The following is a 24,999-nucleotide window of genomic DNA, read 5'->3' as shown; positions in this document are numbered from 1 at the left end:
ACAGTGCCCTTTTGTAGTGGTCAACAATCAGTTTTAATCAAATCTAACACGATTTCTCTGCGTGCCTAAATCAATATATCCATCCGCACTCGAAATACTGGAGATCACTTCATCTCCATGCTTAAGATACTTGCCATTTCCTTCCTGCTTATTGATAAACATTTTCCATTTAAGCTTATCAGGAAGAAGGCCTAACATCTTTACGATCGCGCCTGAAGGAACTTTCAATGCTCCTCCTCCTGGAGATCCAGTCAGCAATAAATCACCAGCCGTTAAGTTCGTTACCTGAGACAATTCGGTGATCGTTTCGAACGGTGAATAAATCAAGTTTTTACTGTTATCTGCTTGTCTCAGCTCTCCATTCACAAAGAGCTTTAATTCCAAATTATCGATGTAATTGAATTCATCTTTTTTTAGAATGCAAAGATACGGTCCTAAAGGGCAAAATGTCCGGTAGCTCTTTCCTTTAAAATACTGACCTTGAGGGATTTGAATATCCCTGGCCGTAACATCATGAGCAAGAACAATTCCTGCAACGAACTTATGTATATTGTCTTTGGTGACAGTAGTTTCTTTATGAATATCTGTACCAATGACTATTCCCAACTCGACTTCGTAATCTAGCAGCCGCACATGAGACGGACTTATTATCTCCGCATTAGGCGAAGATATACTGGCATCAGATTTATGAAAGAGAGTGTTAAAGCTTTTGTCATTAGGGTCCATGCCCGTCTCGATGCGGCTCTGCGGGTAATTAGAACCTTGGCATAAGATTCTACAAGGCGCGGTAATAGGAGAAAGAATATCTATATCACTTTCTGAGATCAGGTTTTTTTCATAGACAGATAAATCATTTATCATTTTGTGGGCAACAGGAAGCCCTGTATTGAGAAAAGAATGCGTACTTTCACATTCGCAATCAATAGAATAAATACCACCTTCAAATATTGCCCAACCAACATAATCAGTAGCCTTATTTTTATATCGTATAATTTTAATAGGCATAAATCCCCCGAATAAATTATTACTTTATTCAAGCAACAGACAACAGAACTGACATACCACCTTCACAATAAAAAAAGAGCCAGATTAACTGGCTCAAAAGACAAGGTAGAAATGATAAATCGGTACATCAATAAGTTAATAGCTTAATAAGACTAAAAAAGCCCCTGAACACTGATTGCAATTGCTGAATCACCTTCAACGGTGATATCCCCTTCCATTACCGCGCCCATAACATCAATACCGCCGGAAACAACTTGGGAAAAGGTTTCTTCTGACATAGAAATGGTACATTCTGCATCTTTATCTTCTGCAACTATTTCGTTACCGAGAATATGAATAACGGAATCCTCACCAATTTTGAATTTCACAGGGGAAGGAAAGCCACCAAATTTTTCAACAGCTGGAGAAAAAGTATTAATAATATCTTGCGTATTCATAATAGAACCTCTAATGGTAATATTTATTATCTGAGAGATTGTTTTCTAGCTGGCTTTTTTTGTTGAAATAGTAGTTCTGTGAAGTTCTCTTCGATGCCCTTCGAACCCGCCAGTAGCTTTATGCAATACACTACGGTTGTCCCACATCACAAGCATATTTTTTTCCCACTTGTGGCGATAAACGAACTGATCTTGAACCTGCCAGCGCTGAACTTCCATGATTAAATCCATAGCGTCTTTTTGCGGCATGTCTTCAATGCCAATAATGTAGGCTATTGCCGATCCAAAAATTGATTCTTTCCCACTCTCAGGGTGAGTAATAATGAAAGGATGTGTTTCATGCTCCAGCGCCTCGTCTGAAGCTACAATCTCCATACTTTTACTCTTGAATTTATCTCCGTACGAGCCTTTCTTTGAATAGCCCATTTTTGCGGAATGAATTGCAACCTTACCTTCAACTCTTTCACGCAAGTCCTCAGGCATTTCTGCAACAGCTTTAACCTGATTCGCAAATAACGTATCACCACCCACTGGAGGAATCTCAATACCAAATAGGCAAGTACCAAAAGGTGGATCTGCTTTGAAACTCCAATCGGCATGCCAGATATCGGCAAAAATAGGGCTGGTTTCGTCTGCTTCACGCTGGACTGAAATCATATGCTTACGACCTTCAATCGACTTTACAAACGGATCAATGGCTAAGTCTCCGAAATACGATGACACCCGCTCAAGGTCATCGTCTGATAAAGGTTGATCGCGAAAAATAATTACATGATGCTCGTTCCAAGCTTTGCGGATAGCTTTGACCTGCTCTTGTGAAAGCTCTTTCGTCAAATCAACGCCTTCAATGTAGGCACCGCATGCTTCACCGGTTGGGATAACGTTAATCGTCATATCTGACTCCAATTTCTATTGTTATTAGAATGATTCAAAGATATGACTAATCCCCCACTGACAATATGACAACTTAGGCCAGGCACATGACACATCAGGCCATAATTAATAGAAAATAAGGTTGCTAGAAAATATTTAACAGCTACCATGAAGAAAAAAGTAACGCCTAAAACGAAAAGAATAATTTTGGCTTTTAACTTTCACACCGATCGGTAAATACTCTATGAACTCAGCCACAACCATAGCGGGCTGGACTCTAACCGCGTTAGCCGCACTTGAAAAAAACGGCATAGATACAGGCCCGGTTCTGGCTGAACTCGATATTGATCCTCTTTTATTAAAGGAACCTGATTCTCGTATTTCCCTTGAAGTATCATCCAAGCTTATGGGGAAGGCTGTCGAATTAACAGGCGATGAAAGTTTTGGTTTACAAGTCGCTCGTTTAGCCCGACCAACATCTTGGCATGCGTTAGGTTACAGTATGCTTGCAAGTCAAAGCATAAGGGAATGTTTTGAGAGACTGGAAAAATACGGTCGAATCTTCAGCACTGTTGGCTACCCTCTAATACACGAGGACGACAACAATTATATTGCTGAATTACAGCTTTACCCTGTCGCTGAATCACTTGTCCAAAATAGCCAGTTGGAAGCCGTATTAGCGTCACTCGTGATTACTTGTCGGCACCTCTACCCTCAAGAGTTTTTCTTGAATAAGGTGACATTACCTCGACACAAGCCCGCGGATACAAGCAACTATGAGTACATGTTCAAATGCCCGATAGAATATGACAAGGCCCGAGCCTCACTCTATATCCCTTTAGAGCTTGTAGATACTGAACTGCCGTCAGCAAATTTAACTCTAGCACGTGCCAATGATCGAATATGCGAAGAATATATTGCCGATATGGAGGAAACAGACATCACCATACTTATAAGACAACACGTATTAAAGAGCCTTCATAAAGGCGAACCTCAATTAAATGAGATAGCGATAAAGCTGAATCAAAGCACCCGATCTCTGCAAAGGAAACTGTCCGATAAAAACACCAGTTTTAAATTAATTGTCGACAATCTAAGAAAAGAGCTTGCTTTAGATTACTTGAAACAGCCTCAAATGAGCCTAGGCGATATCAGTTTTCGATTAGGCTTTTCTCAACTGAGTAACTTTTCGCGCTCATTTAAACGGTGGACTGGCCAGGTTCCGAGTGAATACAGAAAACTACATTGTTTAAAATGAGTGTTGGTGCAATCTAATAACCATTGTCTAAGGTGCACTCCTTACTTTGACCTATTTCTTTAACCTTTGCCGGAGAAACCCCCCACCATTTTTTAAATGCACGCATAAAGCTAGAAGGTTCTGAGTATCCTAATCTTGCAGAGACCACTTTCACCGGCAAGCAGGCGGTATCGAGAAGTTCCTTAGCAAGGGCCATTTTAGTATCCAAAACGACCTCACTGAAGCTGTGCCTCTCTTCCTGTAACCGTCGCTTCAGTGTGCGATCACTGATACAAAGTGATTCTGCTACTTTTTCTAGCTTCGGTGAAAAAATGCTCTCTCTTATTATGTATTCTCTAACCCGTTGCGCATAATCAGGCAAGGATTTGTGTGATTTAAGCATGCCATCGCATTCAGAAATAAAGTGAGAATGTGCAAGGGGATCCGTTTTGGGAAAAGGCGCGTCTAATAGTGCCTTATTAGCAACTATGGAATAGTTTTTCTGACGAGAATAAATGCATAAGCCAGTTAGGCTTTTGAGTTGGTTTTCATAGTTATAATTTGAAAAAGGGAGGCAGATTTTAAACTCTGAAAGTGGATAATCTGGGAGCATCTCTTTAAGGAAATTTACGATCATTATGTAATATCTTTCAAACATGAATTCATGAACTTTTTTAGGTAAATGATCCATATTTAGCACAAAATACACCTCATCCCCTTTTTGTTCCATACCAGCTTTTGACAACATGATCGACATTTCAGAGTACCGCGACATAGTTTCAAATGCTGATCGAACATCAGGACTTGTGAGTATAGCAAACCCCCAAATACCGAAGTTAGTAATGCGTAAAGATTGACCTACAGTGAGACCATAGCCTGCTTTTTCGGGAAGGATATCCAACGCTTTTTCGATGATGGATACTTCAACTTGGTCTTCGATTTTTGTTTCGGAATTTAATAAATCCTCAACGCTTAAACCCGTCCCCTTCAAACATAAGGAGGGATTATAACCTTCTCGCTCCAAGATATTCATCATTGCTTGAACCGTCATATTTGCACGGTTGAGATCTTTCCAAGACATAGGAACCTCTGATTAACGGATCAAAAGACTCGTACAACACTCGTCAGAAAGGCGGTTACCGATAAAATTGTTCGTTAGCATTAAGTTTTTTAGAAATTTTTACGGTATTAACGTTCTTTGTTGTTCTTATTTCGTTAACAAATGACGTTTAGCCACCACTAAATTGGTTAAGGCACATTTGGTCATTATTGCAAGAGTATTTTCTTTGGCGATCCACTCCGATATAGACCTTTAAGCCAAAGTACCCCTGATTGCTTTTGTGTGTAGAACTCATTTTTGGATCACACTTCTGGATCACATTTCTCTGGATCATATTGTTTGTTTTTATTTTTGGTTGATCGAGACAATTCAACGTAAGTCTATTTTCAGCTAAGAACACTAATTAATCCAGCTTAGATACAGACTCACTCTTTTGACAATGAATTGAAGTTATTAACAATAATCCTTTCAAGCTAAGCTTTCAAACCCTATACCCAAAGGATACACAGAGCACCCCGCATATTAAACAGCTAAAAATTTCACTAAAAATAGTAATCAGTTATCCCGTCATAAAAATTTAAAGCACCCCTTAAAAAAATTCTCCATACCCGAATGTCACGTATTGCATACTGATTGACGTCTAATGAATAACCCCTGCCGCCTTCATTAAATAATGATTGAGTTGAGCTTGAGCAAAATACCTCTTCTCTTTTGTCATCAAGTACTCCAAGTATAAAAATAACTATTCGGGAGGGCCGTATGGCCAACAAATTCAAAAGTCAAAGAAGAACCAGGCTTTACTGCTGCGCGACCGCGCTTACCCTAACAGCATCTTCATTCACTCCAAATCTACATGCAGGAAGTTTTTCGATAGGCGAAATTGAAGGTACATTCAGTTCTCAGTTGTCGGTCGGCAACAGCTGGAGAGTAGAATCGCAAGATACAAAATTCATTTCTTCGGGTAATGGTGGTACTGGCGTTAGCACAACGGCTGATGACGGTAATAATAACTTCAAACGCGGCGATACTTTTTCTAGAATTTTTAAAGGGAATCACGATCTCGAACTCACATACCAAAACTATGGTGCTTTCTTTCGAGGTAAATACTGGTATGACTTCGAACTAGAAGACAATGACCGCCCCCACGGTCATATAGCTAACAATTACTCAGCAAACACACCGCTGAATGATGACCAATTCTCTAAAACAGCTCAGTTTTCTGGAGTCCTACTGCTGGATGCATTTGTGTATGGCTCCTTTGATGTGAATGAGATGCCACTGGATCTTCGCCTTGGTAGCCAAGTAGTCAGTTGGGGCGAGAGCACTTTCATCCGGGGAGGTATAAATAGTATCAACCCTGTAGATGTTTCAGCTTTTCGCCGTCCTGGTGCCGAAATCAAAGAAGGGTTACTCCCGGTACCCATGCTTTATGGATCACTAGGTTTAACCGATAACTTAAGCTTGGAAGGCTTTTATCAATTACAGTGGAAAAAAACTGAGATTGAGGGATGCGGTACCTATTTTTCTACGGTCGATTGGGCAGCAGATGGCTGTAACGGTTTAGCATATGCCGCGAGCGTTCCAGACGCGACCAACATTCTTATTGATGCTGTTGGAGAGCGAAGACGAGACCGTGACGCTAGCGATTCAGGACAGTTCGGTTTAGCCGCTCGCTACTATTCAGAAAAATTAGATACAGAATTTGGCGTGTATTATCTGAATTATCATAGCCGGGTACCCTTTGTTAGCGCTTATCGAACCACTACAAATTTTCCTGCAACTCGAAATCTTTTCACCAACGCAGTTGAAAGTGCCGAGTATGGCGTTTTCTTTCCTGAAGATATCGAACTGTATGGTCTGAGCGCGGCGACCAATGTCGGTAATTGGGCACTATCAGGTGAAATCAGCTATCGACCTAACCTTCCTATTCAAATTAATGGTAACGACTTACTAGTCGCCACTCTTTTTGACGGCAGCTCAGGTCTTTCACCGCTTGACGAAGCTTTGAGAAACATTGCACTAGGCGATGAACTTAGAGGCACAAGGGATTTTAAAGTAACGCAAGCACAAGCAACCGCTGTCGGCTTCTTTGATCAAGTTCTAGGGGCTAGTCGAATCACAGTCATCGGTGAGGTTGGTACCTCGTTTGTTCACGACTTGGACGATGAGCTACGTTACGGTCGTAATACGATCTTCGGCATTGCCCCCGCTGGTGATAACGACGGTTTTACGACTGATTTCTCATGGGGTTATCGCTTGCGTACAAGCTTCGATTATCCAAACGCCTTTGCGGGTATCGACTTAAGACCAGTAATTTCTTTCTCACATGATATTGAAGGCCATTCCCCAAGCCCAGGTGCGCAATTTAATGAAGGGCGTAAAACTCTAGGCATTGCCTTGAACTTTGATTACATCTCCAAATACAACGCAAGTATTTCATATACACGCTTCTTCGGCGGCGAGTTCGATGAAACTAGCGACCGCGACTTCATTGCACTCAGTGCTGGCATCACATTCTAACAATAATTTATTAAGGGTAAGAGCATGTTTACTAAGATCGCAGCATACACAATCGCAACGTCACTGGCATTTATGTCGGTAGGCAGTATTGCAAAAGTTTCAGATGACGAAGCGATGAAACTGGGCACCCAACTTACACCGGTTGGTGCCGAAAAAAATGGAAATGCCAGTGGAACTATCCCTAGCTGGAATGTAGAGCCACTGTCCAATATCGAATCGATCTTGCTGGAATCTCCGAAATTCGAAATTACAGCAAGCAATGCCCAGCAATATAAAGATAATCTCACTCTAGGGCAGCTAGCTCTACTGGAAAAGTATCCGGACTCTCACAAAATGCGTGTCTTTGATACCAAGAGAACCGCTACCTATCCGCAACGGGTTTATGAACTTGCCAAGAAAAATGCAGTAACAGCGGAGCTGGTTCAAGGCGGTAATGGCCTTATAAATTTTGAAGAAACAGTCCCCTTTCCTATTCCACAAAGTGGCCTGGAGGTGATCTGGAACCATATTACGCGATACCGCGGCGGCAGCGTCGAACGTATTATTGCCCAAGCGCCAGTGAAAAAAAATGGCGACTACACAATAGTTAAAATTAACGACCGCTTAGCTTGGCCGCAGCATCTAAAAGGAGGTTACGATGCCGAGAAAGATAACAATATGCTGTTTTATTATCTTCAGCGCGTAATGGAACCTGCACGAATGACAGGCAATGTTCTACTAGTGCATGAGACAATAGACCAAGTAGCGGAGCCACGCTCAGCCTGGTTATATAATGCAGGTCAGCGCAGAGTAAGACGAGCACCACAAGTAGCGTATGACAGTCCTGGGTTTGCAAGCGAGAGCACTCGTACCACAGATAACTTTGATATGTACAATGGCGCTCCAGATCGCTACCACTGGGAATTACTAGGTAAGCAGGAATTATACATTCCTTATAATTCATTTCAGTTGGCGTCAAAAGATCTAAAATATAAGCAGATCATTCAAAAAGGTCACCTGAACCCAGAATTTACACGCTACGAACTGCATCGAGTTTGGGTAGTAGAAGCAACCCTAAAGGAAGATGAGCGTCACGTTTACCATAAACGCCGTTTCTACATTGATGAAGATACTTGGCAAGCAGCCGTAATTGATCATTACGATGGCCGAGGTAAATTATGGCGTGTCGCTGAAGCACATGAAATGCAGTTTACGGACGCAAATGTGCCTTGGTTTACCGCAGAAACTCTCCATGATCTTATTTCAGGGCGAATGCTTATGACAGGCCTGACAAACGAAGAGAAAGAAGGCTTTAATTTCGGTGCAGAATCAAAACGTGGCGATTTCACACCGGGTGCACTTCGACGTTCAGGTAAACGTTAACCCTTAAAACTGGGCTTTATTTCAAATCTTTTCTCTATATGCTTCATACATTTTATATGTTTGAAGCATGTGTAAGAGTTTCTAACTATAAATAAAGCCCTTTGCTTTCATCTACAATCAATAAATTCACTCTTTTCCAAAAAAATCATTTTTTCAGTTAACATATAAATTTGATTTCAATCTTAATTTATTAACTGACCTTTAGATATTCAGTAACCCTTTATAAATCTCATGTTTGCATCTGGATGAAACTCGGGTTCAGGTGCTCAAAGAACCGGAAAAACCCACTCAAAGTTAGCATTAAATGTGGGCAATAACACAACCCCGCTCGCAACCTGCCACCGTTTTCCATTACGCAATAAGCCGCAACCAAGACGTTCCATTAATGTTATTAAATTGCAACAACACAGCGATTGTGGTCGATGGTTACCACGGCTATCAAAAAGCCTGCGCTACCTATTGTATGACTAAGCTGGGGGGTGTTGCTTACGCGCGAAGAAAATTTAAAAGCGCTCGATAATGACAGAAGAAAGAAAAAACGGGAAAAGCAACGATTACCCAAAAACAAAATTGGGTAAGGCACTAACGTATTTGAACAATCGGTGGGATAGGTTTGTGGATTACTGTAATCAGGGCTCACGGTAGTCTTGTGAATATTACATCTACGAAGGAATTTGGAATGAACAATGAACAAGGAAAAGAGCCAACTCCAAAGATGGCTCTTCTCACACTCATAGGTAATTAGTTTTCCAGATGGATTAACAGCTATATTTAACTGCTATTATGTTTAACTGCTAAGTTCATGCTGAAAGGTGTATTGATTAAGACGGTGTTGCAGTTCTTCGTTAATCTCTTTGACTTTCAAATGTGCAACAACACCACGCGTGTCGTCCTGACGAACGTCAAGTTGATCAATTATTGCTTCCGCTTGAGCAGCTACAACACGAACGGTCTGCTCTACTTCTCGCATATATAAAGCAGGCTTAAAGATTTTGCCAACAGGAGTAACCGGTATTTTTTCAACAACGGTAATACTTTTTGGCCAAGCTGCTTTTTCGAAAATTTCGCTTTGAGCAAACTCCAATAACTTAGCTTCTGAGATATCGGACCCTTCGTTCAGTTCAACATAGACAACCGGCAGTTCTCCCGCGTAGGCATCAGGGCGGGCAACAGCCGCAGCAAGTCTGACATCTGGGTGCTTATGCATAGCCTCTTCCAATGATTTGGGATCAATGTTGTGGCCTCCCCGGATAATCAACTCTTTTTTACGCCCCGTTAGCCAGAAAAAGCCTTTATCATCCTGCCTGCCTAAATCACCCGTGTTAAGCCAACGTTCGCCACCACGATCAACCCATACACCTTTGTCATGAGAAGGCTCCATATAACCCATAAACAAGTTAGGCCCTGTAATACAAATACTGCCAATTTCGTTTACGTCTGCGTCCCTCTGGTAACTACCGTTTTCATCGAGCACTAGAGCACGCATATCTTGATAGGGAAGACGTAGACCAATTGATCCGATAGTGTTCTCACCCAAGCCAGGGTTTACACTCGAGGCACATACCCCTTCTGTTAAACCGTATCCTTCAATTATTGAAACCCCGGTAACGTCCTGAAACTCATTGAACAGTTCTTTTGGCATGGGAGCTGCGCCGCAGATAGCAGATTCCAGTGAAGAAATATCCAGATCATGAACAGGTACTTTCACAAGATTCGCATAGAGCGTAGGAACGCCTGAGAAGAGTGATACACGGTAATGTTCAACAATTTTCCAAAAATTGGGGACCAATTCAGGTGAACGGTAACCTTGAGGTGTGCCCAGTATAACTTTGCCACCAGTGAGCCAAGGGGTAAGGCCTGTAAGAATCTGTCCATTGACATGAAACAGTGGCAGCCCACAGAAAATACTCTTATTTTCTGTGAAAGTTGACTGGAACATTTTGGTCAAAGCCCAAGCATTGTAGACTTCGGCTTGATGGCTTCGTTTAGCGATTTTAGGCAGACCAGTTGTCCCGCCGGTACAGAAACATGAGGCAAAATCATCTGGCATAGGAGCAGTGAACTCAAGCTCCTTAGCACTGTGTTTGGCCATCTCTTTATGGAAATCGTACACGGGAACTGAAAGCTCATCACATGGAATCAAACTGTCTTCATCTGGGTTCGAAAATGAAGGTTTACCTTGAAGGTAAGCCAGAAGATTAACTTGAAAAACACCGGCGAGCTGTGAATTTTCCTGACAGGAATGAACAACCTTTTGCCAAAGATCGGAACCAGGAAATGGCGCTAAAGTAACAACCCATTTTACTTTGGCGCTGGTCATAAGCGCTGATAATTGCTCTTTTTCTAGCAACGGATTGAGGCTAAGTACAACTCCGGATGCTTCCCCTCCCCAGATTACATAGTGAGTATCTGGCAAATTGGGAAGAATAAAAGCCACCACATCAGAACGCCCTAATCCTTTTGAGCGGAACATATTTGCTGCACGGTTAATGTTTTCGAAAAGCTCTTGATAGCTGAACGTCACACTCTGTTCGAACTGTCTCGCATCAAAAAAAAACTCTAGAGCATCCAATTCTCTGAAAGCTGCCGCACTTGTGCGGAAAATTTCATAAGGTGTGCCTGGCATATTTCGCTCTGCCAGAGGGGTACGTTCAAAATCTAATACTTGATCTAGGGACTTAAAATTTTCCATGTGTTTACCTATTTCTCAGACTAGTAATGCAGCCTGAGTTTTTTATTTTTTTAACTGGCTTAAACTAATGAAGTGGAGGCTACATGTACCTCTAAATTTTTATGTTTAACTTCCACCGGTTAATTTGGTATCTGCGATAATTCTTTTTTAGGTATGTGGCTCATAGCCCATTCCGTTAAGGCCGTAATGCTAAGAGACGGATTAACACCTGGATTAGCTGATATCGCTGCACCATCACAGACATACATATTCTGATATCCAAAGACACGGTTATGCTCGTCGATAACGCCCTTGGAAGCGTCTTCTCCAATAACGGCACCTCCTAAAACATGAGCGGTAGAAGGCGCACCTAAAAAAGCTTCATTCGCAGGTCGGGTAATACGGCCATTAACTAATTCACTGACAGATTCAGAAATACGCTGAGACTCAGGGATGTAGCAGCTCGGTGCAGCACCCTCCCCCAAACCTGTAGTGACAAAGCCCAAACGATTTCTTTTCATCGTCAAAGTGCCATCGAGGTGCTGCATAAAGAGAAGGTAAAAGGTACGCTTACCCCAATTCTTGCTGAACAGGTGTTTCATGTATTGACGAGGCTCTGTAACCAAAGCTTTGGCCAGCTGCGCCATCCTACCTGGGAACGTTTTTGCAATAGTTTGAGGTGTCAGAATCCAACGCCAAAAATCAGATTTTGGGCTGTAATTGATAGGCTCTACGTGACTGTGATCATCCGTATTGAGGATAGAACCTATCCCTATTCCCTGAGCAAAATCAGCGTCTTCATTAGCAGATGTAACAGCGGTTAAGGTTTCACTGTTAGTTCTGATATCAAAACCCACTCGCTCAGACAAACGGGATAAGGAGCCTGATGCTTTGAGCTTGAGTAACAGAGGCACCGTACCCAAAACCCCGCCAGAGAAAATTACACCCTTTGTCCATATAGCTGGATAAGATTTATCATTTCCCAATAACGGGCGAGTTTTAATTGTATAGCCCTGCTCACCGCCCCCAGTGCCAATGGGACTTACGTCGACAACTTCCGTCTGAGCAATAATATCGGCGCCCGCCTGACGGGCAAGATATAAATAGTTTTTATCTAAGGAGTTTTTGGCATTATGCCTACAGCCAGAAAGGCATCCTCCACACTCGATACAACCTTTACGCGCAGGCCCTTTTCCTCCGAAATAAGGGTCATCAACAACATTGCCCTCTTCGCCAGGTTCTGAAAAGAAAATACCCGCTCTGGCGGTAGAAAACTCCTCTTCTCTGCCCAATTTCTTGGAAAGCTTCTGCATCACCAAATCTGCTTCAGTTAGATGAGGGTTATTTGTTGCACCGAGCATTTTCAAAGCAGTTGCGTAATGAGGTTTTAGAGCCTCTTGCCAATCCTTGAGACCAGCCCACGATCCTGTTTCAAAATATTGCGGTTTTGGCGTGGGTAATGTTGCACCATAAACCAATGAACCGCCGCCAACCCCCACTCCTGAGAGAGCCATTACATGCCTAAAGAAGGTCATTTTCATAATTCCCTGCAAGCCTATTGCAGGTGCCCAAATCCACCGTTTTAGATCGCGGTTACTTTCAGGCATGTTATGAGCGTGGTACTGCTTGCCTTTCTCGATAACGAGAACTTTATAGCCCTTCTGCGTTAGACGATAAGCACTAACCGAACCGCCAAACCCACTTCCAATGATTACATAGTCATACTCATCTCTAAGCTTCTCTGATAGCAGCATGACATCACCTCAGACTTTTTTCTTTCTAAAACGAAGCCACATAAATTGCATGAGGAGCTTATACATGCCGTTACCCCAGGGCGGTGCTACATATTCAGTAACGTTGAGCTTGCCTTTTCGGACAATCCCTTTTGCTTTACTAAAAGTAAGGAAACCTTCTTTGCCGTGGTAATGCCCCATCCCTGAATCACCCACTCCACCAAATGGAATATCATCTGCACCAACATGACTTAACGTATCGTTGACGCACACGCCCCCCGAGTGGGTTCTCTTCAGAACGTTATCAGCACGCTTTTTATCCCAATCAAAGTAATAAAGCGCCAAGGGCCGCGGACGAGAGTTTACATATTCAATAGCGGTATCAACTTCGTCATAGGGCAGAATTGGCAGAATTGGGCCAAAGATTTCTTCCTTCACGACCAGCATATCTTCGGTACAGTTCAAGACCATTGTTACGGGCATTTTTCCACTACCCTCAAATGACTCACCTGCAGGATTGATAGTTACCAGACGGGCCCCTTTTTCTTCTGCATCACGAAGGTAATCCTGCAAACGTTGATACTGACGATCATTGATGATGGAAGTGTAATCATCGTTTGTTTTCATCGTAGGGTAACTGTTTGAAACAGCCTTACTGAATTCATCAGCAAATTCATTAACCCTGTCTCTTTGGCAGAGAATATAATCTGGGGAAACACAGATCTGTCCAGCATTGAAACACTTACCAAAAACCAGGCGCTTAGCTGCTTCGCTCATTGGAAAGTCTTTATGAACGATGGCTGGAGACTTGCCACCAAGCTCAAGAGTCACAGGTGTAAGGTTTTCTGCCGCAGCTTTCATAACCATTCGCCCAACTGGAACTGCCCCTGTAAAGAGAAGATGATCAAATGGCAACTTTGTAAAAGCCTGGCTCACATCTACATCACCTTCGACTACAGCCACTTCTTCTTCCGAAAAAATAGTCTCTAGCATTTCTTTGATTACGGCAGAGGTTTGGGGCGCAAATTCTGAAGTTTTGATGATCGCTCTGTTACCTGCTGAGAGCGCACCAATCAAAGGAGATAATCCAAGAAACAACGGAAAGTTCCACGGAACGACTATACCAACAACACCCAACGGCTGATAAAGCACGCTCACAGAAGCAGGCAGCAAAGTAAGAGGCACATGCCTTTTCTGCGGCCTCATCCACTTTTTCAGTCGCTTACGGTTATAAGCAATCCCTTCAAGTAACGGGATCACTTCTGCTAATAGAGTTTCGGATTCACTTCGATTGCCAAAATCATTACTGATTGAAAGGATCAATCTATCCTTGTAATTAATCAGAGCGTTATGCAAAAGATCTAGGTTTTTAATTCTTTGGTCAGCCGCCGGCATAGGCATTTTGAGAAAGGCTGCTTTCTGCTTTTCGAGTAGGGCATCAAGATAGTGGAACTTCGATGCCACATCCAAGATATGACCTTTAGCTTCTGTCACGAGACTCTCCTAGGTTTTTATTATGTTCTCCAAGACTAATAAAGATGCAACAAACGTAGAAATGAATAAATTTTCCAAGTGTTTAAAAAAAATCTAATAACCATCTTTGTCTTGTCTATGCAGAACTGACACTGCGAAGAAAAACATGTGGCCAGATACTGCACAAAATCCATAAGTCTCACTGATATGGTCATGGGTATTCAACACAGCGCCATAGAAAAACCTCCACAACATTAAATGAATGAGTGTGTATTACACAAAGGCCCCGCTGAAGATAACCATTTGATTCTTATGTGCTTCTAAAATATATTGCTAAGAAAGGCAGCCTATAGAGAAGTGCCATTATTCAATCAATGGGAACCCATCATGCTTGATGTTTCTGATATAAATTTAATAAAAACCGTTTCTGAAACAGGCAGTGTCAACAAAGCAGCAGATAAACTCTTCATGTCCCAACCGACCCTCAGTAAAAGGATCAGCAGGCTCGAACAAGTTCTCAAGATAGAACTGTTCCATAGATATAGCGGTGGCATGATCCCTACGGAAGCAGCTAACTACTTAATTGGCAACGGCCAATTTATCCAATCAAAGCTGGATTCTATGCGGCGTCACGTGCAACGGCTTTCAGAACTTGAAGAAGGAACCTTAAATATCGGAGTAGGCCCCATAACTGAACAAGTCTACTTTCCAAAAGTGCTGCTAGATTTCATAAAGCAGACATCAAATATTAAGGTGTCACTATCAACAGAAAGCTCTGAGAGACTTCTTTCAATGGTAGATGACGGATCTGTAGATGTGGGTATTGGTCCTTTTCAAGTTAGTGACCTGCCTGAGGGCTTTCTCTTCTACGGTTTAAAAAGCGCCGACATTATATTCCTGGCTAGACCAGAGCACCCTGTTTTTGATCAAGACAAAACCTATTCGCTCGAAGAAATTCTTGCTTATAACAGCATCACACCCAAAGTGTCGCAATCGATACTTGAAGCAGCTAATACTCCTGCATTGCAAAACTTCCCTCTTATAACCTGTAATAATTATGGAATCGCAAAAGCAATGGCAGTTAAATCCGATTACATTACTGCCGGGCCTGAAATACTGTTTACCGAAGAACTTGAAAAGAATAACTTAAAAAAAATTCCTATAGATGTATCAATTCCATGGTCTTCATTTTGCGTTCTTAGAGAAGAAGCGATTCATACACCTGCAGTTAATAAATTTATTGAAATTATGAAAGCCTTTTAAGTTAAACCCTAACCTATGGGTTTTTGTGGATAAAATTACCAATTCAAATATAAGTAACTTAGTTACGATTTAAATTTCGATTCACACAACAATATTAGGAACATTATTTACAGGAGAGTTTTCTATAAATACATAGCACACACAGAAAATTTCAATCAGGAATTTACTATTCTATATATAGGTACAGCACCATCAATACTGCTGCCCGCTAAACTGGATTGAGACTAGGTCCGCTGTCTTCTAAGGTTTTAATCTCCTCATCGGTTACTGCTAGCAATCGTTGAAGATACTGAATATCATCTTGAATTTCAGAAAATTCATCATCTTCGCAATCATCGTATTCTAATGTTGCCAGCTTTGCCTCGTAAACTTGTAAGGCCGTTCTGATGTAAGTGAGATCTTTATAGGTATATGGCATATTTATATCTTCTTCATGTATTTCTTTAAGCTTGCCAACTTCTCGAAATACTCGGATGTTGGAATTTACCCTACAAGAAAGTACAAGTATACTAAAATACCCCGCACTCAGAAATGAAAACCAAACAACCGAATCAATTAAAGATTTCTAATTTATGCGTTATCAGAAATATCTTCCCAGATTTTCGAAAACCCAGTTTTTTCCATGAAATTATCCATTTCGTAAGAAACATCGGGAAGCATTGACGTGTTATTTGTACCGCCAAGAACTATCTTATTATTGTCTCTATCTTCAGCCATTTTATCGATCATTTTCCAAACAAACAGGCTCAAATGCTTCGCCTCTTCCTCGCTGTTTAGACCAGCATCGAGGATAGAAAGTATTAAAGAATCCTCAAGCTCTATTGCATAATACTTTACAAGCGCCCTCATGTGCGGGTATCTGATTGTAAGGATCATAATGAGGGTTACCTCTAAAAACGGACGTAGACTATCCTGCCAATTTTTCAAAATCATCGGTGGACAGATAATTCAGACACAACGCAGCCAATAGAAACTTGGCCTGTAGCTCTTGATTTTTCAAAAGATTCAACAATCTCAAAATCTTCATCTTGCTCACTGTTCCAAATTTTGCTTTCGTAATCTGATATTGAAAGAACTTCTGCTATGACGATACTTTTCTCTTCGAGTAAGTTTGTTAAATTCACCACAGCTGCTTCTTTTGTCTCGGAAGGAGCAACTGAACGTGTGTAATAATATTCACTAACATCCAGTGTCAGAGTGCTCTTATGTTGAACTTTAACTTTCGTATCAATAACCCAATAGATCAACATAAAAACCCTCCTCAACCTTTGCTAGAATAGAATCAAAATAAACAATTCTGGATATATAATTTAGTACTGTTTAGACTTGAATACTGCATCATTTTTCCGCAATCAGTTAACCTCTTCATATTACTTTATTGCGGTGGTTTAAACTTGAAATCAAAGGGTATATCCGACGGTTTAAAATAATGAAACGATCTATCAGTTACGAAACTATTTGCAAATACATTTGGGAAGACAAACACAACGGAGGTTGCTTATGGAAACACCTCAGACAATCAGCCAAGAAATGCCGTAAACATTGCATCCTGACTCAGGTTGAACGTAAATCGAAATACCTTCCAACTGGTAAGTTAGTTGCCCAATAAATCGGCCAAAGAATTGAGCCAAAGAGCTTTGAAGTTGATTCTACAAAATGCTTCTCAGTTCAAAACAATTACCACTAACAACGGCACTGAATTCCATCGGTACAAAGCTATTGAGAAACTAAGCGGCGTGATCTTCTACTTCGTCACACTCTACCATTCCTAGAAGCGAGGATTTAGTGAAATGCCAACGGACTAATCCGGCAATATTTACCCAAAAATCAAAGTATGAAATCGTTAACACAGAATCAATGTAATCATATTACCTAACAACTCAACCAACGACCATGAAAACGTTTACGGCATAAAGCCTCAGAGAAAGTATTTAATGAACATTAACTATTTTTGTCGCGATTTGAACTTGAAGTCAGGTTTTTTATATTTAGAATCGTTTGTTTATAGTCGCTTTGAGTATCACTGGATAAACAATTGTATGAACTTAAGTAAGATAAATAACCCTGAAGGACCTTCTCTTTACCTTTAAAGCTGTCAGGATATAATTTAGCCTTGTGGAATATAGCTCGTATTCTTCTCCGGTAAGTTCTTGCTGGCTTAGCAATTTCATTAACGACAAGCCCCGTCACAAGTTGTTTTTGACTTTTATGAAGTATCCTAGTTTTTGAATCTTTTAGTGATAAACCTAGTGATCTTAAGCAATTTTTAATCATAGATATTAATCTTATCAAGTTCTCTTTGCTGTCAGAACTTATGGTTATGTCATCAGCAAATCGTGAATATGTGACATTCAGTCCTTCACACTCAGACACCAAATAATTATCTAGATCATACAAAAAAGCATTACTAAGGATTGGGCTTGTTGGAGCACCTTGAGGCAACTTATTGTTAAAAGTACATAAATCAGAAACAACTTTAGCTATAGAATGAGCTTTATTATTTTTTAACAGCAAATTGTAAATGTGATCTTTAGTCAAACTTCCATAAAAATCTTCAATATCAACACAAGCAACGTAATTTTGTTTTTCATGACACTGAGCATGTGATTTTATAGACACTCCTTTTTTATATGAGTAGCAATAATTACTTTGTTTGAGATCATAGATAAAATAATCATTAATCCATTTTTGAATGACTTTTAGAAATGTTCTTGGAGAATCAATCGGTCTCGTACCTCCTCTTTTTTTAGGTATCTCGAAAGACCGGTAGTGCTTTTCTTTCTTCTTACAGATAGATGTTATGAGTCTTATTGAAACTCCAATAGCTTCTGATAAATCAGATGTGTTTTTCAAACTGCCTTCAAAATAAGCGCTGTCGAATGAGTAGCAATCTAGGTCAGCGTAAGTAGGAGTGTTTTTGTCATCAGATGCGCTAGTAGAACCAATCTGAAATTGCTCTGAGACCAGCGGCCAAATAGCTTTTTGGTCAGCGGCCAAAAAGCTATTTGACCGCTGTGCATCTTGATATTTAAGTCCTATACTAGAGGATGACGAAGCATCATCCAAATTCTGATCTAGCACATCTGATGATAGATGAAACCTACCATAGGCAGAATCCTTGAGCAAGAATAATCTCATTCTGTCTCTTAAATACCTAAGTTTCTTAGTAAGTCTAATTCCACCTTTATGAGTAACGCTATATCGAGCAGGTTTAGTAGCTACTTTTAATACATTGTGAATTAAAATTAATTCTTTGACTGTAACAGCTAAATAATCTCCATCGGGAACCACGTTTTCATCCTGTGTTACAGCACAAAGGAAGCCTCTTAACTCACTTATGCTGGCTGGCTGAATTACAGACAGCCCCCAAACAATAATATCTTTATTTATAGTAAGAGCCATTATTTACTACTTCTCCGACCACGGTCTTGCCTATAATTTAATGAGCGCCTTCTATTCAAATACTTAATTACTTTATCAACTCCATTGCTACAAAGTTCTTCGTAGCAAAATACTTTTCCTGTATCCTCCACATAGCGCAAGCATCCATTTTCAAAATATTTATCATTTGTTTTATTGATTTTGACTACAGGCATGTCAAGTTCAGAAAGTGACCGATCTTCTTTTATATATGTATATGTACTTAACTTTGAAAGAGTTTTTTCATCAGCAGCAAAAATTATGACGCTATTATATCTTTTAGATGCTATGAACTTTGCTTCTGCAATATGTGGATAATTACCCCCATCATCTGGGTTTTGACTATTAAAAACTTCAAAATTAGATGACTCAAGGGAGTCTCGTATTTGCCTCACAATATTTTTCTGTTCCTCTGTCATTTCAGATGGAGGACATAGAAGAACACTATAGGGTCGCTCAGCCGTAGACTCAATTAAAGTTTCTTGAACCTCACTTAATACAGATGCTGGGATTGGGTTATTTATGTTTATTATATTGACTGTATCAGCGGTGATTCCTCCAGACTGATTTTTTGACTCGACTGTAGACTGATTTAAAACCATTGGGAAACATCAATAATCTCAAAGTATTGTAGCAATGTTACGATACTGGCAGGAATACCAAGTACAATCGCAACAACCTCAAAAAAACTAAATGTCTTTTTTTCAGTAGTTTGAAAATTACCGATATTAACATTGTGAGCAGTTATCCCACCACTCTGATTTTTGCTCTTAATTTTTACCATGATATATACATCTATGTATGAAAAATTATAACGCATAGCTCACCGGGAAAATACGAGCGGAACGGAAGTTCCGGCAGGAACTTTTTGCCTGTGACTAGATGCGCTTGTTAAGGTTTGGGGCTTCGTAATAAACCCATAAGCTTAGTCCAGGGGTATTTTAGTAAATGAAGAGCTTTATCAATAGCCAACAAGGCTATTAGTAGAGACAGGATTTGCATCCATTTTTCAAAAGATTCACGGTCTTCTTGGTGCCGCTCTTGCTCTTTTGTTAAAACAGCTCTGACTGGGATTCCAATTTCTGCCGGTGGTTTTTCTTTGGCTTCTTTTGCATATTTCTCTTCATGAGTTAAACCCTTAGGCCTATATATGTAACCTGAAACAGTATTTATCAGCTGTAGGTCATTAATAGTTGTGATTTTACCGTTATAAATAAGTGGTTCACCATTTTCAATAAGTGTATTGGTATACGATGTAATTAATAAGTACTGAATCTTATTATTCTCATTTTTAACTTTAAATGCCTTTAACTCATGACCTCCTATATGAAAAATCCCATCAACTTTTCCAATGACAAAACCTTTCCCTGATGCTAATTCAGTAGAACTAGCCTGACTTGAGAAATACAAAAATAGCGAAAATGTTAATAGAAACTTTGAATTCATGTAAACCTTAACAATTTAATATATACCAATAATGCATTTCTTTGAATCACCACGACCTATACACCCAAATCTACTGCCATTAGCGCAACAATCTACTTTACAACAGATTTTTGGCAACGCTACATCGATAACCTTAGCCACGTCAATATCCTAAAGCTTCTAATATGTAAAAATAACTTCTCAGATGAGAGTAGGAAAACCTACTACAAAATCTCTCCACAGATTACAATATCAGCTTCATTCGAACTTTTATAATTTAAAAACCTGCCCAATGCAAAAATTAATTTTTGACACAAACCTCATCAAAAAGACATTTAAAAATATAATTTTATCGAAATTGTCAACTAGCATTTATTGCAGTACCTGATCAGTCCTTATATACCGCGTTAAAATTGAAAAATGATTTTTTAATTAGGGGGCGACACAAACCATACTAGAATCAGAACTTCGTACGGTATACCGAAAAGAAACGGAGTCTTTTTCTCTGTGTTGCACAGGTGTACTATCTAGGGATTTTTTTAGGACGCCGGATTTGTTGTTGATATCTCTGGGCGAAAATACCCGGATGGCTGGGGCAATGATTTAGTAGCGGGAAATGTGAATGTCTTTCACTTCAGTCCAGCAACCAAAGAATCCGCATACCATTTCGATTAAGCTACACTTTAGCTTTTAGTAAGTTTTGGTGATGTTGAATTTTAAGCTTTCTGTCATGGACCTTTCTGAATCTTAGCTCGAACTATCCAGCTACTTTTCAGTTCAAACTTATCTTTATATTTATTTAAAAAATTCAATTATGATATCTATCAACATCGCCTCGTTGGATAGATGTGCTTATCGTTACCCTCAACAAGCGTGCTTATTCTCTCAATGATGTTTTCAGTAGTTTTTAATCCTAAACATTACAAACCAGCACTATTTAGTGCTCTAACCTCATTTTATTACCCTTTTGTTACTGATTAGCTTTTTCTCTTTTCAGGTTTAGAAAATTTAATTTCAGGATTTGAAGCCAATTCTGGATTATCTTCGTCGATTACAGGAGACAGCCTATGAATTAATTTATCCCAGTTGGATTTTCCAGAATGTTTCTGACCTTTTTTATGATTGACAGCAATATTTTCAGACATATTTTAATCCTTTTTAGGCGCGACCCTTTTAAAACGTTTCAGATCTTCATCTGATTGAAGAGGAAGATCTTCGTCATCTTTCGCATTATTTTCAATTTCTTCTTCCGTCATATTCTTTAAACGTTCCAAATCAGATTTACCATTAGTTGGCTCACCCTTTTTTCGTTCTACTCTTATTTCTTGGCTCATATAGATTTCCTATAACCCTTTCATGCTATTGTACAATGCCCGCTCTTTCGCACTAGCGGTTCTCGCTGATATAATACGACGAGTAGTATGATTATGCCTCCATGTATAAGCAACCATCAATACTCCTGGCATTGCCTCACCTATTACTTGAAGCCTCTCTTCACCGTAATCATTTCTATTATCTACTGCTTCAATCCGATTATCATCATCAAATATTGAGATCGCATCATTAAAATCTATTCCGTGCTTCCGCATGTTCTTGGAATTTTTATTTTCATCCCATTCAAACTTCATTCAATTCCTCCTTGACTATTTTGAATAGCTAACCGTTTGGCAAACATACAACGCACACCATTAAATTAGTCGTCTGAATAATGCAATCTTATAAAACATTCCCTACAACGCTATCTATAAAATTTAACTACGTCAACACTGAATAAATTTTGGCACCAAACTCATTTTCAACATTAAATTTCTAGAAAATCATTCCAAAAAAATATAATGAAATTATATCATTGGTTTATTTAGGTACATTTTCGGTATATAAACCAACTCATATAACATAAGCTAGATTAAATCTTTTATGCCAATCAATTTTTAAAGGTATTTTTAGAAAAAAATCTTTAAAAGGACATCAACTGAAACTTAACGCAGCATTTAGTTAACCTTAAACACTGCATTAAAAACAAGAAATAATTTTTACTTAATGAACGGTGCACACCATACAAGGGTCAAAACTTCGTACGATATGTTGTACAGAGACTGGATCTTTTTCTCCATTTTGCACGGGTGCGCCTTCTAGGGATTTTTCTAGGGCACCGGGTTTGTTGTCGATGTCTCTGGGTGAGAAATTCCAGGTGGTTGGGGCGATAATTTGGTAGCGGGAAATGTGATTGTCTTTTACTTCAATCCAGTGGCCGAGTGATCCGCGCGCGGCTTCGGTTAGGCCAACGCCTTGGCCGTCGGCGAGCATTGGCTTGTTGTTGCAGTAGGGTTCGGTGATGTCTAGCTCGGTTGCCCAGCGTTGCATTTCAGGAACAATTTTCGCCAATTCCAATAAACGTGCAATTACGCGGGTATTTACGTTTGCGCCTTGTGAATGTATTAATTCATTAAATAAAGGGTTTCCGCTAATTACGGCACGGGCAAGTGCGCCGGTTTCAAAAACGTCTCCGTCTAGGCGTGGCGCTTTACACCAACTGTAGGCGTCTGGTTTTTCGCTCGACTGCAATGATACGTCGGTTGCTCCTACGGTGGGATGAAGGGCTTTTTTGGCGTCGCCGTCCATCCAAGAATGACTGATGTCTTCGGTTATTTTATCTAACGGAAGGTTTTGCAATCCGTTGGCGGGTGTCCAAATACCGCGTTTTATTAAAGATGCTTTGTCTTCGGTAAAATTGCCGTAGCTTAATAATTGCGAATCGGTGCGCCCAAACGTAGATAATTCTAAATCACGAGATAAATGCATAAACCAGCGTAAATCGCTTTGGGTGTAATCTTCTTGATTTATCCAGTGCTCGAAATCAGAAATAGATTGAATCGCGTTGATGTTATCGAGATTATCACCAAATAAGGTATTTTCTAAAAAAGATCGAAAATCGGCGAGGGTTGCCAGTAATCGCAATCGTTCGTGTCGAGAAATAGCTTTGCTGCTGCCGCCGGGTTGAATGCATAATGTGTGCGGCCAACGACCGGCCATCACGCCCATGACGTGTAAAAATTTTGCGCGCGCAGGCAGTACGGTTTTGGTGGCTTCACCTTCCACGGCTTTAAATCGTTTTTTTGTAGCGTCATACCACGATTTTTCTCGATAAATATCGCGGGCAAAGTCCGGCATAAAAAATAAATAAAAATGAGTTAATAAATCCGTTAAAGATTCATTGGCCAATAATAAATTGTGGCTGCGTTCGCCGTTTGCGGTGATGGCAATGTTACTTAAATCGGCGAGTGCACGAGCGCAGGCAATGGATTGACTGATAGAACAAATGCCGCAAATTCTCGGTGTGTACACCAAGGCATCGATTGCGCGCTTGCCAATAAGAATTTGTTCAAAGCCACGGTACAGTGTGGAATTGACTTTAGCGCTGGTAACACGATTATTTTCTACTTCAAGGGCAATATCCAAGTCACCTTCAACTCGGTTAAACGGCCCTACTAACAATCGACTCATGATTTATTCTTCTTGTGCAAGGTAGGCGGGTAAATTAATTGTTCGGATCGAGCGTTGTGTTTTAAGCGCTCGGGGGTTGCGGCTTTTGATAACGACGCCAGCGCAACAAACCACGCTTTCGGCATATCGGTTGGCAAGCCAACGGGAATGCCTGCAATTTTAGGGGTTTCGGTAAATGAATGGCGTGGCTCTTCAAACTCTGGGGCTGTGCAATTAATGCAGGCGTAACCGGCGCGCGTACAACTGCCCTGCCCGTTCCATAATCGCGTGTTGCAATCGGCGTGCGCTTGCGTACCTAAACAACCCATGTGTTCCATCATGCAGCCAAGTTCGCCGGGTTGTTCAGCGCTGGCTTTGTATTCGTAGTATTCGTTGCGCGTACAACCGTGATGCACCAGTTGATCGGTATAAAGCCTTGGACGGGTAAACTCGTCAAAATCTTCTTCCGAGGGATTATCAATCACAAGCGACATTAACGTTTCGGTTACCCAATCGGGATGCACTGGGCAACCGGCAACATTAATCACGGGCATGGCTTTTTGGCTGGTAAATTCACTGCCCAATAATCCGCCGCGCAGTTCACCTTCAAATTGTAATCCGGTTGCGTCAGTAATATTGTCGCTTGCCGTTGTAACACCACCGAAGGCGGCGCAACTGCCAATGGCCAATGTGTAGTTGGCTTTTTTGGATAACTGCTCGACCCAATCAATCATGGGAATGCCAGTGCCACCAAAAATATGATAGCGCCCCGTGCCGTGTGGACCGCGCAATAAAGCGCCTTCGACGCATAAAATGTCTAAGGTGAGCGTGCCGTCGATAATTTTTTCTAGAATGTCTCGTACTTCTGCGCCCGTTTCTTCGCTCAGCGACGGATGCCACAACAGGTTAATGCCTGCGTTTTTTAATGTGGACATTAAATCTGGGTTTTCTGCATTGAGCAGCGACATGGTACAGCCGCCGCAACCGCCAGATTGTAACCACAATAAATTTGCCATTTAAGCAACCTATACTTTATT

Annotated in this window: 24 protein-coding genes; 5 read left to right on the top strand and 19 right to left on the bottom strand. The window is 40.6% G+C overall.

Going from position 1 to position 24,999, the window contains the following annotated elements; genetic code table 11:
- Positions 1-33 precede the first annotated feature (33 nt).
- From LU361_RS17840 to LU361_RS17830, 3 genes are all read right to left on the bottom strand, one after another.
- On the bottom strand, positions 34-1,005 hold the full coding sequence (locus tag LU361_RS17840; RefSeq protein ID WP_233090428.1) for a fumarylacetoacetate hydrolase family protein: 972 nt from the start codon (positions 1,003-1,005) through the stop codon (positions 34-36).
- Positions 1,006-1,157: 152 nt separating this feature from the next.
- Positions 1,158-1,442 (bottom strand): SCP2 sterol-binding domain-containing protein, encoded by a 285-nt coding sequence (locus LU361_RS17835; RefSeq protein WP_233090426.1) that lies wholly within the window; start codon positions 1,440-1,442, stop codon positions 1,158-1,160.
- Positions 1,443-1,487: 45 nt separating this feature from the next.
- Positions 1,488-2,336 (bottom strand): TauD/TfdA dioxygenase family protein, encoded by an 849-nt coding sequence (locus LU361_RS17830; protein WP_233090425.1) that lies wholly within the window; start codon positions 2,334-2,336, stop codon positions 1,488-1,490.
- Positions 2,337-2,559: 223 nt separating this feature from the next.
- Here LU361_RS17830 and LU361_RS17825 point away from each other — a divergent pair, with 223 nt between their 5' ends.
- On the top strand, positions 2,560-3,573 hold the full coding sequence (locus LU361_RS17825) for an AraC family transcriptional regulator (protein ID WP_233090423.1): 1,014 nt from the start codon (positions 2,560-2,562) through the stop codon (positions 3,571-3,573).
- A 13-nt stretch (positions 3,574-3,586) separates the two neighbouring features.
- Here the strand turns inward: LU361_RS17825 and LU361_RS17820 are convergent, their stop codons facing one another.
- Positions 3,587-4,633: an AraC family transcriptional regulator gene (locus LU361_RS17820; RefSeq protein WP_233090422.1), complete on the bottom strand. Its 1,047-nt coding sequence runs from the start codon at positions 4,631-4,633 to the stop codon at positions 3,587-3,589.
- A 738-nt stretch (positions 4,634-5,371) separates the two neighbouring features.
- On the opposite strand from LU361_RS17820, the gene LU361_RS17815 reads away from it, so the two are divergent.
- The 3 genes from LU361_RS17815 (at position 5,372) to LU361_RS17805 (ending at position 9,014) form a co-directional block, all read left to right on the top strand.
- The gene (locus tag LU361_RS17815; RefSeq protein WP_233090421.1) at positions 5,372-7,132 is read left to right on the top strand and encodes a DUF1302 domain-containing protein; all 1,761 of its coding nucleotides are present in this window, start codon (positions 5,372-5,374) and stop codon (positions 7,130-7,132) included.
- A 24-nt stretch (positions 7,133-7,156) separates the two neighbouring features.
- Complete coding sequence (locus tag LU361_RS17810) at positions 7,157-8,494, top strand: DUF1329 domain-containing protein (protein ID WP_233090419.1); 1,338 nt, start codon at positions 7,157-7,159, stop codon at positions 8,492-8,494.
- Between the two features lie 304 nt (positions 8,495-8,798).
- Entirely contained in the window at positions 8,799-9,014 is a 216-nt protein-coding gene (locus LU361_RS17805; protein WP_233090417.1) for an IS66 family transposase, read from the top strand.
- Positions 9,015-9,281: 267 nt separating this feature from the next.
- Here the strand turns inward: LU361_RS17805 and LU361_RS17800 are convergent, their stop codons facing one another.
- The 3 genes from LU361_RS17800 to LU361_RS17790 all read right to left on the bottom strand — a co-directional run bounded on the left by LU361_RS17800 (position 9,282) and on the right by LU361_RS17790 (position 14,392).
- Positions 9,282-11,186, bottom strand: a complete 1,905-nt coding sequence (locus tag LU361_RS17800) for an acyl-CoA synthetase (protein WP_233090415.1) — start codon at positions 11,184-11,186, stop codon at positions 9,282-9,284.
- Positions 11,187-11,305: 119 nt separating this feature from the next.
- Positions 11,306-12,919 (bottom strand): GMC oxidoreductase, encoded by a 1,614-nt coding sequence (locus tag LU361_RS17795; protein ID WP_233090413.1) that lies wholly within the window; start codon positions 12,917-12,919, stop codon positions 11,306-11,308.
- Between the two features lie 9 nt (positions 12,920-12,928).
- Complete coding sequence (locus LU361_RS17790) at positions 12,929-14,392, bottom strand: coniferyl aldehyde dehydrogenase (protein ID WP_233090412.1); 1,464 nt, start codon at positions 14,390-14,392, stop codon at positions 12,929-12,931.
- Positions 14,393-14,758: 366 nt separating this feature from the next.
- Between LU361_RS17790 and LU361_RS17785 the strand changes: the two genes are divergently transcribed.
- Positions 14,759-15,634 (top strand): LysR family transcriptional regulator, encoded by an 876-nt coding sequence (locus LU361_RS17785; protein WP_233090410.1) that lies wholly within the window; start codon positions 14,759-14,761, stop codon positions 15,632-15,634.
- Positions 15,635-15,842: 208 nt separating this feature from the next.
- Here LU361_RS17785 and LU361_RS17780 read toward each other — a convergent pair whose 3' ends face one another.
- The 12 genes from LU361_RS17780 to LU361_RS17725 all read right to left on the bottom strand — a co-directional run bounded on the left by LU361_RS17780 (position 15,843) and on the right by LU361_RS17725 (position 24,978).
- The gene (locus LU361_RS17780; RefSeq protein ID WP_233090408.1) at positions 15,843-16,052 is read right to left on the bottom strand and encodes a hypothetical protein; all 210 of its coding nucleotides are present in this window, start codon (positions 16,050-16,052) and stop codon (positions 15,843-15,845) included.
- Between the two features lie 152 nt (positions 16,053-16,204).
- Positions 16,205-16,510, bottom strand: coding sequence for a hypothetical protein (locus LU361_RS17775; protein WP_233090406.1), 306 nt, complete (start codon positions 16,508-16,510; stop codon positions 16,205-16,207).
- 53 nt (positions 16,511-16,563) lie between these two features.
- Positions 16,564-16,884, bottom strand: a complete 321-nt coding sequence (locus LU361_RS17770) for a hypothetical protein (protein WP_233090404.1) — start codon at positions 16,882-16,884, stop codon at positions 16,564-16,566.
- Positions 16,885-17,575: 691 nt separating this feature from the next.
- Positions 17,576-19,036, bottom strand: coding sequence for a reverse transcriptase domain-containing protein (locus LU361_RS17765; protein ID WP_233090402.1), 1,461 nt, complete (start codon positions 19,034-19,036; stop codon positions 17,576-17,578).
- Positions 19,036-19,656, bottom strand: coding sequence for a hypothetical protein (locus LU361_RS17760; RefSeq protein ID WP_233090400.1), 621 nt, complete (start codon positions 19,654-19,656; stop codon positions 19,036-19,038). Before LU361_RS17760 ends, LU361_RS17765 begins: the two co-directional genes overlap by 1 nt.
- Positions 19,647-19,874, bottom strand: coding sequence for a hypothetical protein (locus LU361_RS17755; RefSeq protein ID WP_233090398.1), 228 nt, complete (start codon positions 19,872-19,874; stop codon positions 19,647-19,649). Before LU361_RS17755 ends, LU361_RS17760 begins: the two co-directional genes overlap by 10 nt.
- A gap of 71 nt (positions 19,875-19,945) precedes the next feature.
- On the bottom strand, positions 19,946-20,500 hold the full coding sequence (locus tag LU361_RS17750) for a hypothetical protein (RefSeq protein WP_233090396.1): 555 nt from the start codon (positions 20,498-20,500) through the stop codon (positions 19,946-19,948).
- A gap of 956 nt (positions 20,501-21,456) precedes the next feature.
- Positions 21,457-21,624: a hypothetical protein gene (locus LU361_RS17745; protein WP_233090395.1), complete on the bottom strand. Its 168-nt coding sequence runs from the start codon at positions 21,622-21,624 to the stop codon at positions 21,457-21,459.
- A 3-nt stretch (positions 21,625-21,627) separates the two neighbouring features.
- Complete coding sequence (locus tag LU361_RS17740; protein WP_233090393.1) at positions 21,628-21,813, bottom strand: hypothetical protein; 186 nt, start codon at positions 21,811-21,813, stop codon at positions 21,628-21,630.
- A gap of 9 nt (positions 21,814-21,822) precedes the next feature.
- Positions 21,823-22,107 carry a BrnT family toxin gene (locus LU361_RS17735; protein ID WP_233090391.1) on the bottom strand — a complete coding sequence of 95 codons (285 nt, stop codon included), beginning with the start codon at positions 22,105-22,107 and terminating at the stop codon, positions 21,823-21,825.
- A gap of 409 nt (positions 22,108-22,516) precedes the next feature.
- Positions 22,517-23,983 carry a nickel-dependent hydrogenase large subunit gene (locus LU361_RS17730; RefSeq protein ID WP_233090390.1) on the bottom strand — a complete coding sequence of 489 codons (1,467 nt, stop codon included), beginning with the start codon at positions 23,981-23,983 and terminating at the stop codon, positions 22,517-22,519.
- Positions 23,980-24,978, bottom strand: coding sequence for an NADH-quinone oxidoreductase subunit B family protein (locus LU361_RS17725; RefSeq protein ID WP_233090388.1), 999 nt, complete (start codon positions 24,976-24,978; stop codon positions 23,980-23,982). Before LU361_RS17725 ends, LU361_RS17730 begins: the two co-directional genes overlap by 4 nt.
- Positions 24,979-24,999: the final 21 nt, after the last annotated feature.

The sequence above is a fragment of the Sessilibacter corallicola genome (assembly GCF_021290925.1).
Taxonomy (GTDB): Bacteria; Pseudomonadota; Gammaproteobacteria; order Pseudomonadales; family Cellvibrionaceae; genus Sessilibacter; species Sessilibacter corallicola.
This window is presented reverse-complemented; position numbering and strand designations above follow the sequence as displayed.